17 protein-coding genes are annotated in these 14,552 nt (G+C 65.9%); 3 read left to right on the plus strand and 14 right to left on the minus strand.

Annotated features, from left to right (window positions below; all coding sequences use genetic code 11):
- Positions 1-100 precede the first annotated feature (100 nt).
- The 4 genes from FBY20_RS09940 to FBY20_RS09955 form a co-directional block, all read right to left on the minus strand.
- Complete coding sequence (locus tag FBY20_RS09940) at positions 101-1,489, minus strand: MFS transporter (RefSeq protein WP_370458333.1); 1,389 nt, start codon at positions 1,487-1,489, stop codon at positions 101-103.
- Positions 1,486-2,859 carry a bifunctional UDP-N-acetylglucosamine diphosphorylase/glucosamine-1-phosphate N-acetyltransferase GlmU gene (gene glmU, locus FBY20_RS09945; RefSeq protein WP_062840204.1) on the minus strand — a complete coding sequence of 458 codons (1,374 nt, stop codon included), beginning with the start codon at positions 2,857-2,859 and terminating at the stop codon, positions 1,486-1,488. Before glmU ends, FBY20_RS09940 begins: the two co-directional genes overlap by 4 nt.
- Positions 2,860-2,928: 69 nt before the next feature.
- A complete protein-coding gene (locus FBY20_RS09950) occupies positions 2,929-3,753 on the minus strand; it encodes a PhaM family polyhydroxyalkanoate granule multifunctional regulatory protein (protein WP_142051858.1) in 825 nt (274 codons plus the stop codon).
- A 44-nt stretch (positions 3,754-3,797) separates the two neighbouring features.
- Positions 3,798-4,457 (minus strand): glycine zipper 2TM domain-containing protein, encoded by a 660-nt coding sequence (locus tag FBY20_RS09955; protein WP_056320302.1) that lies wholly within the window; start codon positions 4,455-4,457, stop codon positions 3,798-3,800.
- 132 nt (positions 4,458-4,589) lie between these two features.
- Between FBY20_RS09955 and FBY20_RS09960 the strand changes: the two genes are divergently transcribed.
- Positions 4,590-4,808, plus strand: coding sequence for a DUF3717 domain-containing protein (locus FBY20_RS09960; protein WP_056320305.1), 219 nt, complete (start codon positions 4,590-4,592; stop codon positions 4,806-4,808).
- 15 nt (positions 4,809-4,823) lie between these two features.
- Here the strand turns inward: FBY20_RS09960 and FBY20_RS09965 are convergent, their stop codons facing one another.
- The 5 genes from FBY20_RS09965 to FBY20_RS09985 all read right to left on the minus strand — a co-directional run bounded on the left by FBY20_RS09965 (position 4,824) and on the right by FBY20_RS09985 (position 8,876).
- Positions 4,824-5,429 carry an SCO family protein gene (locus FBY20_RS09965; protein ID WP_056320308.1) on the minus strand — a complete coding sequence of 202 codons (606 nt, stop codon included), beginning with the start codon at positions 5,427-5,429 and terminating at the stop codon, positions 4,824-4,826.
- 17 nt (positions 5,430-5,446) lie between these two features.
- On the minus strand, positions 5,447-6,340 hold the full coding sequence (gene cyoE / locus FBY20_RS09970; RefSeq protein ID WP_142051861.1) for a heme o synthase: 894 nt from the start codon (positions 6,338-6,340) through the stop codon (positions 5,447-5,449).
- A 13-nt stretch (positions 6,341-6,353) separates the two neighbouring features.
- The gene (locus tag FBY20_RS09975; RefSeq protein WP_128829755.1) at positions 6,354-7,391 is read right to left on the minus strand and encodes a heme A synthase; all 1,038 of its coding nucleotides are present in this window, start codon (positions 7,389-7,391) and stop codon (positions 6,354-6,356) included.
- Between the two features lie 19 nt (positions 7,392-7,410).
- Positions 7,411-7,992 (minus strand): hypothetical protein, encoded by a 582-nt coding sequence (locus tag FBY20_RS09980; RefSeq protein ID WP_142055878.1) that lies wholly within the window; start codon positions 7,990-7,992, stop codon positions 7,411-7,413.
- A gap of 71 nt (positions 7,993-8,063) precedes the next feature.
- Positions 8,064-8,876, minus strand: a complete 813-nt coding sequence (locus tag FBY20_RS09985; RefSeq protein ID WP_142051865.1) for an SURF1 family protein — start codon at positions 8,874-8,876, stop codon at positions 8,064-8,066.
- A gap of 36 nt (positions 8,877-8,912) precedes the next feature.
- Between FBY20_RS09985 and FBY20_RS09990 the strand changes: the two genes are divergently transcribed.
- On the plus strand, positions 8,913-9,113 hold the full coding sequence (locus tag FBY20_RS09990; RefSeq protein WP_056320319.1) for a twin transmembrane helix small protein: 201 nt from the start codon (positions 8,913-8,915) through the stop codon (positions 9,111-9,113).
- Positions 9,114-9,276: 163 nt separating this feature from the next.
- On the opposite strand, the gene FBY20_RS09995 is transcribed toward FBY20_RS09990, so the two are convergent.
- The 5 genes from FBY20_RS09995 to coxB form a co-directional block, all read right to left on the minus strand.
- Positions 9,277-10,152 carry a cytochrome c oxidase subunit 3 gene (locus tag FBY20_RS09995; protein ID WP_062840199.1) on the minus strand — a complete coding sequence of 292 codons (876 nt, stop codon included), beginning with the start codon at positions 10,150-10,152 and terminating at the stop codon, positions 9,277-9,279.
- Positions 10,153-10,188: 36 nt separating this feature from the next.
- Positions 10,189-10,413, minus strand: a complete 225-nt coding sequence (locus tag FBY20_RS10000) for a DUF2970 domain-containing protein (RefSeq protein WP_056565538.1) — start codon at positions 10,411-10,413, stop codon at positions 10,189-10,191.
- A gap of 11 nt (positions 10,414-10,424) precedes the next feature.
- Complete coding sequence (locus FBY20_RS27860) at positions 10,425-10,550, minus strand: cytochrome oxidase small assembly protein (RefSeq protein ID WP_216639588.1); 126 nt, start codon at positions 10,548-10,550, stop codon at positions 10,425-10,427.
- Between the two features lie 30 nt (positions 10,551-10,580).
- Positions 10,581-12,188: a cytochrome c oxidase subunit I gene (gene ctaD, locus FBY20_RS10005; RefSeq protein ID WP_056320327.1), complete on the minus strand. Its 1,608-nt coding sequence runs from the start codon at positions 12,186-12,188 to the stop codon at positions 10,581-10,583.
- A gap of 103 nt (positions 12,189-12,291) precedes the next feature.
- Positions 12,292-13,449, minus strand: a complete 1,158-nt coding sequence (gene coxB / locus FBY20_RS10010; protein WP_056320329.1) for a cytochrome c oxidase subunit II — start codon at positions 13,447-13,449, stop codon at positions 12,292-12,294.
- A gap of 289 nt (positions 13,450-13,738) precedes the next feature.
- Between coxB and FBY20_RS10015 the strand changes: the two genes are divergently transcribed.
- Positions 13,739-14,551 carry an NUDIX hydrolase family protein gene (locus tag FBY20_RS10015; protein ID WP_056320330.1) on the plus strand — a complete coding sequence of 271 codons (813 nt, stop codon included), beginning with the start codon at positions 13,739-13,741 and terminating at the stop codon, positions 14,549-14,551.
- Position 14,552: the final 1 nt, after the last annotated feature.

Consider the following 14,552-nt stretch of genomic DNA (forward strand, 5'->3'; position numbering starts at 1 on the left):
CGCGCCCGGAACGTGAAACCGGGCGCCGGCCGCCATTATAGAAGCGGCCAGCGCCCGAGGGTCCGGGCGGGGTTCGAGGGGTATTGAACCGCTGCCGCCGCTAGGCCCGCAGCTTGTTGAAGCGGACGGTGTTGACTACCACGGCCAGCGCCGCGCACACCGTGCCCAGCACCAGGGCCAGTCCCGGCCCGTGGGCCGCGCTGACGCTGAAGGCGATGGCCACCAGCGCGGTGCCAAAGCTCTGGCCAAACACCCGGGTCGTGGCCTGCAGGCCGCCCGCCGCGCCGCTGCGCAGCCGGGGCGCGGCAGACAGCAGTGCGCGGTTGTTGGGCGTCTGGAAAAAACCGAAGCCCACGCCCGCCACGAACATGCCGGCAACGATGGGCCAGTTCGACACGGCGGACGGCAGCAGCGTCAGCCACAGCATGCCGGCAACCATCGTGGCCGCCCCCACGCCGCTCAACGTGGCGGCGGAATAGCGGTCGGACAACCGCCCGGCCAGCGGCGCGATGATCGCCGTACCCACCGGCCAGGCGCCCATCAGCATGCCCACCTCAAGGTAAGGCCGGCCCAGCACCTGCTGGAAGTAGAACGGCAGCGACACGTAGGACGCCATCTGGGCGGCGAAGGTGCAGGCCGAGGCGCCCACGGCAAATGCCACCGGGCGGATCCGCAGCAGATCCACCGGCACCAGCGGCGCGGTCTGCTGGCTGGCGCGGCGCACCAGCACCAGTCCGGCCACCGCCGAGATCGCTACCAGGCCGATGCCCCGCAGCAGGTCCTCGCCCATCATGTCCACGCCGGAGATGAAGACGCCCAGCGTCGCCATGCAGAGCAGCGCGCTGATCCAGTCCAGCTTCACATCGTTGCGCGGCACTTCCGGCAGATGGCGCAGGCCAAACATGGCAAGCGCGCAGATCGGCAGGTTGACGGCGAAGATCCACGGCCACGGCGCCACGGACAGGATGGCCGAACCAATGGTGGGCCCGAGCACCGACATGACCGCCACCGTGGTGGCATTGATGCTGATGCCCCGGCCCAGCATCTTGAGCGGATAGATGTTGCGCACCAGGCCGCCGAACATGCACATGAGCGTGGCCGCCCCCAGCCCCTGGAACACGCGCGCGGCGGTCAATTGCCACAACGTGCCGGCCAGCGCGCAGCCCAGCGAGGCCAGCGTGAACAGCACCAGCCCGAACGTGAACATGCGGCGAAAGCCGATGCGCTCGGCCAGCGCGGACAGCGGCAAGAGCGCCATCACGACGGCAAGGTTGTAGGCGTTGACGATCCAGACTGCCTGCGCGGGCAGGGCGTTCAGATCCTTGGCGATCGTGGGCAGCGCCACGTTGGCGATGGTGGTGTCCAGCACCGACAGGCTGATGCCCGTCATCACGGTGGCCGCCGCCCAGTACCGCCGCGGCGCCGGCAGGCCGTCGGGGTGCGCGGGCCTGGCCCCGCCCCCCGGGGCCGCTTCCTGATCCTGCGTCACGACTTCTTTACCGGGCGCTGCCATCCGTCAACGGTGACCTGCTTGGGACGCGACACGGTCAGCTTGTCGGCCGGCGCGTCACGCGTGAGGGTGGTGCCGGCGCCCAGCGTCGCGCCACGGCCCACGCGCACCGGCGCGACGAGCTGCGTGTCCGAGCCGATGAAGGCGTCGTCTTCGATGACGGTGCGGTGCTTGTTCACGCCGTCGTAGTTGCAGGTGATGGTGCCCGCGCCCACGTTCACGCGCGCGCCGATGTCCGCGTCGCCGATATACGCAAGGTGGTTGGCCTTGCTGTCCGCACCCAGCACGCTCTTCTTGATCTCGACGAAGTTGCCGACATGGCTGCGGTCGCCCAGTTCGGCGCCGGGACGCAGGCGGGCGTAGGGGCCCACGCGCGCATCGCGGCCGACTTCGGCCTGCTGCAGATGGCTGAAGGCCTCGATGTGCGTGCCCGCGCCGACGCTGACGTCACGCAGCACGCAATGCGGGCCCACGCGCACGCCGTCGGCCAGGGACACCTGGCCTTCGAAGACGCAGCCCACGTCGATGAAGACATCGCGGCCGCAAGTGAGCGTGCCGCGCACGTCAAAGCGCGCCGGGTCGGCCAGCGTGACACCGGCTTCAAGCTGGCGGCGGGCCTGCTCGGCTTGCCAGCGGCGCTCCAGTTCGGCCTGCTGCACGCGGCTGTTCACGCCCAGCGTTTCCCAGCCGGCGCCCGGCTGGGCCGCGCCCACGGGAATCTCGTCAACCACGGCCAGCCCGACCACGTCGGTCAGGTAGTACTCGCCCTGGGCGTTGTTGTTGTCGATGCGGGTGAGCCAGTTCTTCAGCTTCGCGGTGGGCGCGGTGAGGATGCCGGTGTTCACTTCCTTGATCTCGCGCTCGGCTTCCGAGGCATCCTTGTGTTCGACGATGCGGCACACGCTGCCCTTGGCGTCGCGCACGATGCGGCCATAACCGGTGGAATCGGCCAGCACTTCGGTCAGCACGGCGGCGCCCTGGCCGCGCGCGTCCAGAAGGCGCTTGAGCGTTTCCGGCTGCACCAGCGGCACGTCGCCGTACAGCACCAGCGTCACATCGTCCTTGCCGTCGCCTTCCAGCAGTTGCGGCACGGCCTGCTGCACGGCGTGACCCGTGCCCTGCTGCGGCTGCTGCAGCACGAAGTGCAGATCCGGCTGGCCTTCGAATGCCTGCTTGACGCGATCGGCTCCATGGCCGACCACCACGACGATGCGCGCGGGATTCAGTTGGCGTGCGCTGTCCAGCACATGCGCCAGCATGGGTTTGCCGGCCAGCGTGTGCAGCACTTTGGGAAGGTCGGACTGCATGCGTTTACCCAGTCCGGCCGCAAGAATCACTACATTAAGCATAAGTTCCAGTAGGTTGAGAGACGGGCGGGCGGCCTGGCGGCGGCTCCGCGTGTCGATTGAAGAATGGGGTCAGGGCTTGCCGTCGGCAGGCCCGTTTTTCTTGGCTGTCTTGGCCGCTGGCTTGGCTGCTTTCTTGGCGGCAGCCGGCTTGCGTGCGGTGGCGGCGGGCTTGGCCGCGGGTTTGCCGGGTTTGGCCTGCGCCTCGGCCGACGCCTTGGGATGCGAGGGTTCGGACTTGGCGCTGGCCGTGCCCGGTGCGCCGGCGGGCATGGAGGCCGCGGTGGCGGCCGCGATCTGATTGAACTGCTGCTGCAGCAGCTCCCACCAGGCCTTGGATGCCGACTGCGCCGCGGCGCCCATCTGCTCGCTCATGGCGGCTGCCGCATCCGGCCCGGCGGAGGCGTCTTCGCCTTGCGCCTTGCCGCCGGATTGTGCGCCGGTGCTTTCCTTTTCATCTGCCGCCGCGGCATGGCCGGACGGCGCGGACGCCGCGGCCTTGGGCGCGGGCTTCAAGCCCAGCGCGACTTCCAGCGGCGACGGCGCCCCGGCTTCCGGGGTTGCGCCCATGTCCATGCGCGAGGCGCTGTCCACGAAGGCGCGCAGGGTGCTGATGGTGGAGCGTTGCACCTCCATGCCCTGGATGGTGCTGGAGAGCATGCTCAGATTCATGCGCAGCCAGTTTTCCACCGAGCGCAGTTCGGCGATGCGGCGGTCCAGGTCTTCGAGATTCATGGGCGGCGCCATGGGCAGGCTGCTGGCAAGGCCGCCGGGGCCAGTCAGGCCCGCCCACGCCTGGCGCATCATCTCCATGCTGGCCAGAAGCGGATTGCCCGAGAGATCGGAGTTCTGGCCCATGCCGGGCAGGACGAACGGATTGTTGAATTGGTCGCTCATTCCAGATCTCTCCATAGTGGGATGCTTGCCGCCGTCGGCCGGGATCAGCCGGGCAGCAATTGATTGTTCTCCACGCGCACGTGGTCGCCGGAGGCAAACGAGAACGGCTGCGCGCTGCGGAACTGGCGCTTGCTGCCGTCATTCATGCGGACCGTGAGCTCATAGTGCGTCACTGTTTGTTGCTGTCTGATATTACGCTCAACTTCACGGCCTGCCAAAGCGCCGCCGACCGCGCCCAGCACCGTCAGCGCGGTCTTGCCGTTGCCTCCACCAAACTGATTCCCCACAACGCCGCCGGCCACGCCGCCCGCGATGGTGCCGACCAGATGGTTGCTGTCATCCTTGGCGGGTACCTGCACCTGGCGGATGGTCTCGACCACGCCGCAGCTGGCGCACGCCTGCTGTGCGGGCGCGGCGGCCGGACGCGGGGCCGGGGCGGCCTGCGCTTGCTGCGCCTCGCGCATCTGGCCGGCGGGCCTGCCCGCTCCGGGCGGCTCGGCAGCCGGCGCAGGCGCCAGGTTGGCATCCTCGGGGCCGGCCTCGGCCACGGCTTGGTCCGCGTGCGGGTTAGCCGACGGCGACGGCAGCCAGCCCAGCACGGCGGCCACGCCCACCGAGCACATGACGATGACGGCGATCGCGGCGGCGGCAAGCAACGGATGCAGGCCGCGGCGCGGCGACGCGGTAGAGGTCGAAGTATTCATGACGATGCTCCATCGTAACTAACCGGCAGTGGTATAGCACCCGCGCGCGGTTTCGGCATGTTGCGATGGTGACCCTTCATTGCAGGGCGGATGGAGGGTGGACAGGGTGGGGCATTCGTGGACAATAGGCGCATGGATTTGATCACGCTGCCCCAACTCGAACAGGCCATCAACTACTGGCGCAACACGTCGCCCTCGGTGGGAGAAGAGGCGCGCCTGTGTCCCGAAGCGGCCGCGCTTGCCACGCCCTACGCCTTGATGATCATCGCGCACCGGCGCGATATTTCCACCGCCGAACTCAGCGAGAAGGCCCGCGCCGCATTGGCCGCGTGGGCGGCGGCAAAGGCCTGAACCCGACCGGGGGAATCAACCCTTCAGCAGCGCCTGGATGTCCTGCGTCAGCGCGTCCACGCCGACGTTGTTGTTGACCAGCACGCGCGATTCGCCCTTGCCGTCCAGCAGGTAGAACGCGGCCGTGTGGTCCATCGTGTAGTTGCCGTCCTTGGTGGGGGCCTTGGCGTAATAGGCCTTGAACGAGGCCGCCGCCTTCTTGACCTGGTCGGGCGTGCCCGTCAGGCCCAGGAACCGCGGATCGAACGCCGTGACGTACTGCTTGAGCACCTCAGGCGTGTCGCGTTCGGGGTCCACCGAGATCAGCAGCACCTGGACGCGATCGGCATCCGGACCCAGCTTCTTCATGACTTCGGTCAGTTCAGCCAGCGCCGTGGGGCACACGTCTGGACACTGCGTGAAACCGAAGAACACGACCACGACCTTGCCGGAAAAGTCCGATAGCTGACGCAGCTTGCCGTTGTGGTCGGACAGTTCCATGCCGCGGCCCAATTGCGTGCCGGTGATATCGCTACCCTTGAAGACGGGCTTGCTGTCGCCGCAGGCAGCCAGGGCGGCGGCGACGGCGGCAGCTGCGCCCAGTCGCAGGGCCAGCCGGCGGCTGGCGGAAAACACGGACATCGACAACCTCCAGGGGGTCAGCGCAACAGGGCGACCCAGTGGTCCACCAGCAGGGCGCCAAACAGCAGCGCCAGGTAGAGAATGGAAAAACGGAACATGCTGCGGGCCAGCTCGTCGCTGTATGCGCGGTACAGGCGCCACGCATACGACACGAACATGCCGCCCAGCACCAGCGCCGACAGCAGATAGAGTTCGCCGCTCATGCGGATGGCGTAGGGCAACAGCGTGGTCGCCATCAACGCCAGGCTGTACAGCAGGATGTGCAGACGCGTGAACTGGTTGCCGTGGGTGACCGGCAGCATGGGCAGGCCGGCCTTGGCGTAATCGTGGTTGCGGTAAAGCGCCAGCGCCCAGAAGTGCGGCGGCGTCCAGATGAAGATGATGAGGACCAGCACCCAGGCCTCGGCCGGCACAGAATCGGCGACGGCCGCCCAGCCCAGCGCCGGCGGCATCGCGCCCGACAGGCCGCCGATCACGATGTTCTGCGGCGTGCGCGGCTTGAGGATGATGGTGTAGATGACGGCGTAGCCCACAAACGTGGCGAACGTCAGCCACATGGTGAGCGGGTTGACCATGTGGTAGAGCACGAACATGCCCGCGCCGCCCAGCAGACCCGACAGGCTCAGCACCTGGAATGCCGAAATGGTGCCGCGCGCCGTGGCCCGGCGCGCGGTGCGCAGCATGCGGGCGTCGACTTCCTGTTCGATCAGGCAGTTGATGGCGAAGGCGGCGGCGGCAAGCAGCCAGATACCGATCGTGCCAAACAGCACCCGGCGCATGTCCGGGATGCCGGGCGCCGCGAGGAACATGCCGATCACGGCGCAAAACACAGCCAGCTGCGTGACGCGCGGCTTGGTGAGAACGAGGTACTGGCGGAGCAATCCGGATTGAGGAGCGGCAAGACTGGTCATAGTGGACCTCATTTTAAACGCGCACCAAATTGGGGTCGTACCGCCCCGCCGGCTCGCGGCCGGCAGACGCCAGCCGCACCATCAACACCACGGCCGACAATGTCAGGCCCGCCGCGCCCCCATTGTGCAGGACGGCGATCAGAAGCGGCCACTGAAAGAAGATGGTGGTCAGCCCCGTGAACAGCTGCGCGGCCAGGAGGGCCAGCATCAGCGTGGCCGGGCCGCGCAGGCCGGGCTCGGCGGCGCGCAGCCGCCAGGCCAGGATGCCCAGGTAGACGAACACCACGAAGGCGAAATTGCGATGCACCCAGTGGATCGCGGTCAGCGCGGGCTGCGAGATCATTTCGCCGGACGGCAGTTCGCCCAGCCCCCGGATGACCGAGTAGCCGCCGTGGAAGTCCATTTCCGGCACCCATTGCCCGTGGCACGTGGGAAAGTCCATGCAGGCCAGCGCCGCATAGTTGGTGCTGACCCAGCCGCCCAACGTGACCTGCACCAGCAGCAGCCCGAATCCGACCGCCACCCACGGCTTCCAGCGCACGGCCTCTGCGCTAACGGGCAGGTGCGGGCGCTCGCGCGAGGACAGCCAGGTCATCAACGCCAGCACCGACAGGCCAAACACCAGGTGCGCCGTCACGACGGCGGGCATGAGCTTGTGGGTCACGGTCCACGCGCCGAACGCGCCCTGCACGCACACGGCAACCAGCGTGGTGATGGCCAGCGCGGGCGAACGGCCCAGTTCGCGGCGATAGCGCCAGGCCATGTAGACGATGCCGATAATGAGCATGCCCAGGATGGCGCCGACGTAGCGGTGGATCATTTCGATCCAGGCCTTGGACAGCGTCACCGGGCCGAAGGGCATGGCCTGCGAGGCTTCGTGGATGTCGCCCATCGCGCCGATCGGCGTGACGCTGCCGTAGCAGCCAGGCCAGTCCGGACAGCCCAGCCCGGAATCGGTCAGGCGCACGAAGGCGCCGAACATGATGAGGTCCAGCGTCAGGAACCAGGTGAAGAAAACGAGCTTGCGATAACGCGCTTTGATGCGTTCCATATCAAAACCAAAAAACCATTCAACCAATGCGCGAGTTATAGACCAGCTTGCTGATGTCCTTGCGCACCCGCACACCATCCGCCTCGGCGGGATACTGCATCATCAGATTGCCCAGCGGATCGATCACCCAGATCGGATCCTGCAGTCCGGGCTGCCCCGCGGCCGTGTCGCGCGCCAGCAGGAATCGGGCCAGCTGGTCCGGATCCACCCGCACCATGACCGTGCCCTTGTACGCCTCCAGCACCTTGTCCGGCACCACCGCATCATCGGTGATGAACCACACGCGCGCCAGGCGATCCACGTTCTTGCCCTGGCTGGCGTGGCTGTTGCGGGTGATGAAGAGCTTGCGCGCGCAGCTTTCGGGGCAGGCCGCGCCATCGGCGGCCACCAGCAGCCACTTGCCCTTCAGGCTCTGCAGATCGAACGGCTTGCCGTCCAGCGTGGTCAGGCGCAGTTCCGACGCTTCGGGCATCGGGCGTTGCGGCGACAGGAGCGTGCCGTAATTGCTGGAATCGCTGGGCCACCATTGCGGGTTCATGTAGACCACGAACGCGGCGACGATGGGCGCCAGCGAGCACAGGAACACCAGCACCATCGGCATCAGCGAACGCTTGCGTGCGGGCTTGTTGGATGAAATGTCGCGAGCCACTTTGTATCCTGGAATAGCGTTGGTCATCTGCGTGCCCGCATGCGAGCCTGCGCCTGCTGGTCCACGCGCTGGCGCCTGCGGCGGATGGCGCCCCCCAGCACCAACAGCCAGGCAATCGCCGCAATCGCGCCGAAAGCGAACCACTGTACCGCGTACGACGTGTTCTGCTGAAAATCCACCGACGGCTGGGGCCAGTCGCGCACCAGGCCGTCGTCCACCTGCCCGCCCTGGCTCAGCACCGTGGGCAGCAGATTCAATCCGGTCGCGCGCGCATAGTCGTCCAGCGGCAGGTTCTGCACTTGCGGCACCGCGCCGCCCGCCACCGGCAGCGCCGCGGGCAGCGCGGAGGCGTCGGCGCCTCCCAGCGACCACAGTTCAAACAGGCGCGGCACGCGCACGGACAGCTCGCCTTGCACGGTCTGCATGCCCTCGGGCGTGGCCGGCAGCTGCGGCTCGCCCTGGCCCTGGATCACGCGCGGCAGCCAGCCCCGCAGCACCAGCACCGCGCGATTCGTGGCCGCATCCAGCAACAGCGGCGTGGCCAGCCAGTAGCCCGGCCTGCCGTCGTGGTTGCGATTGTCCAGCAGTACACTGAATTGCGGCAGCCATGTCCCGCTGGCCTGCGCCACGCGCCACGGCGTCATGTCCGCGGGCGGCGTCGCCGGCGTCAGAAGCAGGGGCGCTTGCTTGCGGCCGGCTTCGATCGCGGCCAGAATGGCGCGTCGCTCATCGCTGCGGCGCATCTGCCATTGTCCCAGCGACACCAGGACCACCACGGCGAGGCCAAGCAACAATAAGGCGGCTACCGTGTAGCGGGTGGAATGCGGTCGGGACATCTGTCGTTGCTAAATCTGAATTGTCGGGAGACCACAATGCGCGTTTTCGTCGTTCTGGCCTTCATCGGGATACTGGCCAGTCTGGCATCCGCCCTGGTCTACCTGATGCGGGACAAAGGTACCACCAACCGCACGGTCAACGCGCTGACGGTCCGAATCGGCCTGTCGGTCGCCCTGTTCCTGTTCGTGCTGTTCGCCCATTACATGGGCTGGATCGAGAGCACCGGATTTAGATAGGCTGCCCGCCGCCCGGTTCCCCGGGCCTCGCGTGATGCCTGCCGCCGCGCCGCGCCAGATGGGCTGAAAGCGCGACGGAGGCCGGCTTGCCGCCCGGCTCCCTTCGCGCTTTCCCTGCCGCAACGGCCGCCGGCGCTGCCGGCCGCCGTCAGGACCAATGCGGTCAGAACCAATACACGAACAGGTACAGGCCCAGCCACACCACGTCGACAAAGTGCCAGTACCAGGCCGCGCCTTCGAACCCGAAGTGATGATCCGGCGTGAAATGGCCGCGGATCAGGCGGATCAGGATGACCGTGAGCATCGTGGCGCCCAGGATCACGTGGAACCCGTGAAAGCCGGTCAGCATGTAGAACAGCGACCCGTACGCGCCCGAATTGAACTTCAGGTTCAGGTCGCGGTAGGCGTGGATGTATTCGAACGCCTGGCAGCCCACGAAGACAAAGCCCAGGATGACGGTGGCCGCCAGCCAGAACTTGGCCTTGCCGCGGTGGTTTTCACGCAGTGCATGGTGGGCAATGGTGAGCGTGACGCCGGAGCTCAGCAGCAGCGCCGTGTTGATCGTGGGCAGCCAGAACGGACCCACGGTCTGGAAGGGCTCGACCACGCCCGCCGGGCCGAAGTTGGGCCAGGCCGCCTGGAAATCCGGCCACAGCATCAGGCGGTGGTCGATGTCGCCCAGCCACGGCGTCGTGATGGTGCGCGTGTACCAGAGCGCGCCAAAGAACGCGGCAAAGAACATGACCTCGGAGAAGATGAACCAGCTCATGCTCCAACGGTACGAGCCGTCGATGCGCTTGCTGTTCAGGCCGATCTCGGATTCGTGGATGGCGTCGCCAAACCAGTAATACATCACGATGATCACGCCGATGAATCCGACCAGCACGGACCATTTGCCCCAATCGGCGCCGTTGACCCAGGCCGCGGCCCCCAGGCCCATGAAGAGCAGTGCCACGGCCATGCGCACGGGATGGCCCGAGTCGGCGGGGACAAAGTAGTACGGTGCCTCTTTACCTTGAACCGAGTGACTTGCACTCATGGCTTTCTCCCTGGTACAGATTTAGATTTAGGTAATTCAAGTCAGGCTGGAAACAGCCCAACGAACAATTAAAACCAGCACAGTCACAAAGATTGCCGCTGCCAGCAGCCCGGCCACGATGACGTGGACGGGATTGAGCTTGGCGCTGTCCTCACGGTAGCCCGCGCCCTTGCGCACGCCGAAGAACCCCCACGCCACCGCCTTCATCGTCTGAAGGAAGCTCAGCTTGCGCTGAGACGTTTCGCGAAGGTCGTCGCTCATGGCCGAGGCCTCTAGCCCACCGCCTTGCCGGTCAGCAAGGCCGAACCGCGGATCACCGTCCAGGCAAACACGGCAATGACGAAAACCAGAAGAACCAGTCCTGCGATCTTGTTACGACGGCGCTGCTCGGGTGTCATTGCTGTGCGACCTGAAACATGGATAAGGGATTACTTCACTTCGGGCGGCGTTTCGAAGGTGTGGAACGGGGCGGGCGACGGCACCGTCCATTCCAGTCCTTCGGCGCCTTCCCACGGCTTGGCCGGGGCCGGTTCGCCCTTGCCCATGTAGCAGCGCAGGATCGCAACCAGGAAAATCAGCTGCGACAGGCCGAACCAGAACGCGCCGATGGTGGCGATCTGATGGAACGTCGTGAACTGCGCGGCGTAGTCGGCGTAGCGGCGCGGCATGCCCGCCAGGCCCAGGAAGTGCATCGGGAAGAAGGTCACGTTGAACGAGATCAGCGTCGACCAGAAGTGCAGCTTGCCCAGCTTTTCGCTGTACATGCGGCCCGTCCACTTGGGCACCCAGTAGTAGGCGCCGGCAAACAGCGCGAACAGGGAACCGGCCACCAGCACGTAGTGGAAGTGAGCCACCACGTAGTAGGTGTCGTGGACCTGGATGTCGATCGGCGCCACCGACAGGATCAGGCCCGTGAAGCCGCCCATCGTGAACACGAAGATGAAGCCGATGGAAAACAGCATCGGCGTCTCGAACGTCATGGAACCGCGCCACATCGTCGCGACCCAGTTGAACACCTTCACCCCGGTCGGGATCGAGATGAGCATGGTGGCGTACATGAAGTAGAGCTGGCCGGTCACCGGCATGCCCGTCGTGAACATGTGGTGCGCCCACACGATGAACGACAGCACGGCGATGGAAGCGGTGGCGTACACCATCGAGGCGTAGCCGAAGAGCTTCTTGCGGGCGAACGCGGGCACGATGGCCGACACGATGCCGAACGCCGGCAAGATCATGATGTAGACCTCGGGGTGCCCGAAGAACCAGAACACGTGCTGGTACAGGACTGGGTCACCGCCGGCGGCGGCGTTGAAGAAGCCCGTGCCGAAGTGGCGGTCGGTCAGCACCATGGTGATGGCGGCGGCCAGCACCGGCATCACGGCCAAGAGCAGGAACGCGGTGATCAGCCAGGTCCAGCAGAACAGCGGCATCTTCATCAGCGTCAGGCCGGGCGCGCGCATGTTCAGCACGGTCACGATGATGTTGATGGCGCCCATGATGGACGAGGCGCCCATGATGTGGATGGCGAAGATGGCCAGGTCCATGCCCGGGCCCATCTGCAGCGACAAGGGCGCGTACAGCGTCCAGCCCGCAGCGGTGGCGCCGCCCGGCACAAAGAACGAGGCGGTCAGCATGATCGCGGCAACCGGCAACAGCCAGAAGCTGAAGTTGTTCATGCGCGCGAACGCCATGTCGGACGCGCCGATCTGCATCGGGATCATCCAGTTCGCAAAGCCCACGAAGGCCGGCATGATGGCGCCGAACACCATGATCAGGCCGTGCATCGTGGTGAATTGGTTGAACAATTCGGGGCGGAAGAACTGCAGGCCGGGCTCGAAGAGTTCGGTACGCAGCAGAAGGGCCAGCGTGCCGCCCTCCAGTAGCATGACGAACGAGAAGATGAGATACATCGTCCCGATGTCTTTGTGGTTCGTTGCAAAAAGCCACCGGCGCCAGCCCGTGGGCACGCCGTGATGGTGGTCATCGTGACCGTGGCCGTGGCCCGGCGACACGTGGTCTACAGTGACGCTGCTCATGATGGACTCCTTCCTGCTGAGTGCCAGCCCCGTCCAACGGGGCGGCAGGGTATCTCTGACTAAACGGAACCGGTTCTACGGTGAAGGAACGGCGCGCGCGCAATCAGCGCGCGGGCGTGATGTCCTTCGGTAGAACCGTCGGGTCCTGCCCCTTGCCGGCATTGCTCCAGGCATGGCGCGTATAGCTGATGACCGCTGCGATCTCGACATCGTTGAGCTGCCCGCCGAACGCCGCCATGGCGGTGCCGGGCTTGCCCTTCAGCACGGTGTTGATCTGCTCCCCCTTGGGGCCCAGAACAACCTTGTCTCCGTCGAGCGGCGGGAAGGAACCGGGAATGCCCTTGCCGTTGGCCTGGTGGCAGGCCACGCAATTCGCCGCGAAAACCTTTTCGCCGCGGGCAACCAGTTCGGCTTCCGTCCACTCTTTATTGGGATCGTCGGCGTTTGCCGCCATCTTCTTCTTTTGGTCTTCAACCCACTTATCGTAGTCGGCTTGCGCCAGGACTTCCACGACGATGGGCATGAAGGCGTGGTCCTTGCCGCACAATTCCGCGCACTGGCCGCGATAGATGCCAGGCTTTTCGGCGTTGAACCAGGTGTCGCGAAGGAACCCGGGGATCGCGTCCTGCTTCACGCCGAAGTCCGGAATCATCCACGAGTGGATGACGTCGGCCGCCGTGAGGACGATGCGGATCTTCTTGTTGGCGGGAACGACCAGATGGTTGTCCACTTCCATCAGATAGAACTCGCCCTTGGGCTCGCGGTTCTCGATCTGGGCGCGCGGCGTGGAAAGCGTGGAGAGGAACTTGATGCCGGCGGCAGAGCCGTCGAGGTATTCGTAGCCCCACTTCCATTGATAGCCGGTGACCTTGACGGTCAGGTCGGCGCTGGAAGTGTCTTTCATGGCGACGACCGTCTTGGTGGCCGGCAGCGCCATGGCGATGACGATGATGAAGGGAATGACAGTCCAGGCGACTTCGACACCCAGATGTTCGTGGAAGGTCGCCGCCTTGTGGCCGCGGGACTTCCGGTGCGCCCAGATGGAGTAGAACATCACTCCGAAGACGCCGATGAAAATCACAATACAGATCGTGAGCAGCAACCAATGCAGCCACATGATGTCGCGCGAAATCGCGGTGACGCCTTCATGCAGGTTCAGCTGATTGACCTTCGGACCGCCGGGCATGTTTTGCACCTGGGCACCGGCCACGCCGCCAATCAGCATCGCACAAGCCCCCAGTATCCCTCTCCACTTCTTCATGCTTACCTCGAAATACGGCGCGAAGGCCCATTTGCTGGTGGCGGAAGTCACCGGAATACGGGCAACACGCAATTATTAGATGGCAGGGCGATGCAGGGAGATAGAGCGGCCCTGTCGTTCCCTCTCGAAATCACAAAGAAACTGGCGGATTATAGCGGACGCGCAAACAGATGTAATTTAGTGCTCTTGAATTCATGCGGCCCGCCCCCATTTGGGCGCGCCCCCTTGACCGCGAGCCGTAAACAGGGTGGCTTAAAATCGCCCGCAACCTCATCACCATGGCGCCACGATGCAAAAGCCGCTGTCCGATCTGTATGCCGCCCTGTGCGCCCGCGCGCAGGAGCCCGCCCCCGAAGGCGCGCGCGCTTTATATATAGCGGGGCGACGCTGCGGCTGGGCCACGCACGCGGCCTGCGACGCGCTGCGCGACGCGCCCGAAACACAGTCCGACGGCACGGCGTTGCGCATCGGCGAGGGCCTGGCGCCGGGCAATGCGCTGGACGCGGCGCTGGAACAGGCCGCGGAACTGTTGCGCCAAGCCAACTGCCTGCGCGGCTGGCGCGACGAACTGCTGGACGTATTGGATGGCGACGAGACGCTCGGCGTGATCGAACGCGCCGCCGTGCGGCCGTTGGGCCTGTTGACCAAGGCCGTGCACCTGAACGCCTGGACGCCCGACGGCAAGCTGTGGGTCGCGCGGCGTTCTCTCAGCAAATCCACCGATCCCGGTATGTGGGACACGCTGGTCGGCGGACTGGCCGGCAGGGGCGAAGACCTGGAACTGGCGCTGGTGCGCGAATGCGGCGAAGAGGCCGGCCTGGACGAACCCGATCTCGTGCGCCGCACGCCGCTGCGCACGATCTTGCGCATCCATCGCCGGCTGCCCGAGGGCTATCAGGTCGAAGACGTGCTGACCAGCACGTGCATCCTGGCGCCGGACGCCCGTCCCGCCAACCGCGACGGCGAGGTCATGGAAATCGCCACCATCGACGTCGCCACGGCCCTGCACCATGTCGCCGAGGGCGAGTTCACGCTGGAAGCGGCATTGGTGCTGGTCGAGGACATCATGCGACGCCAGGCCGCGGGCGAGATCACGCTCTGAT

The sequence above is a fragment of the Achromobacter sp. SLBN-14 genome (genome assembly GCF_006715415.1).
In the GTDB taxonomy this organism is placed as follows: Bacteria; Pseudomonadota; Gammaproteobacteria; order Burkholderiales; family Burkholderiaceae_B; genus Achromobacter; species Achromobacter mucicolens.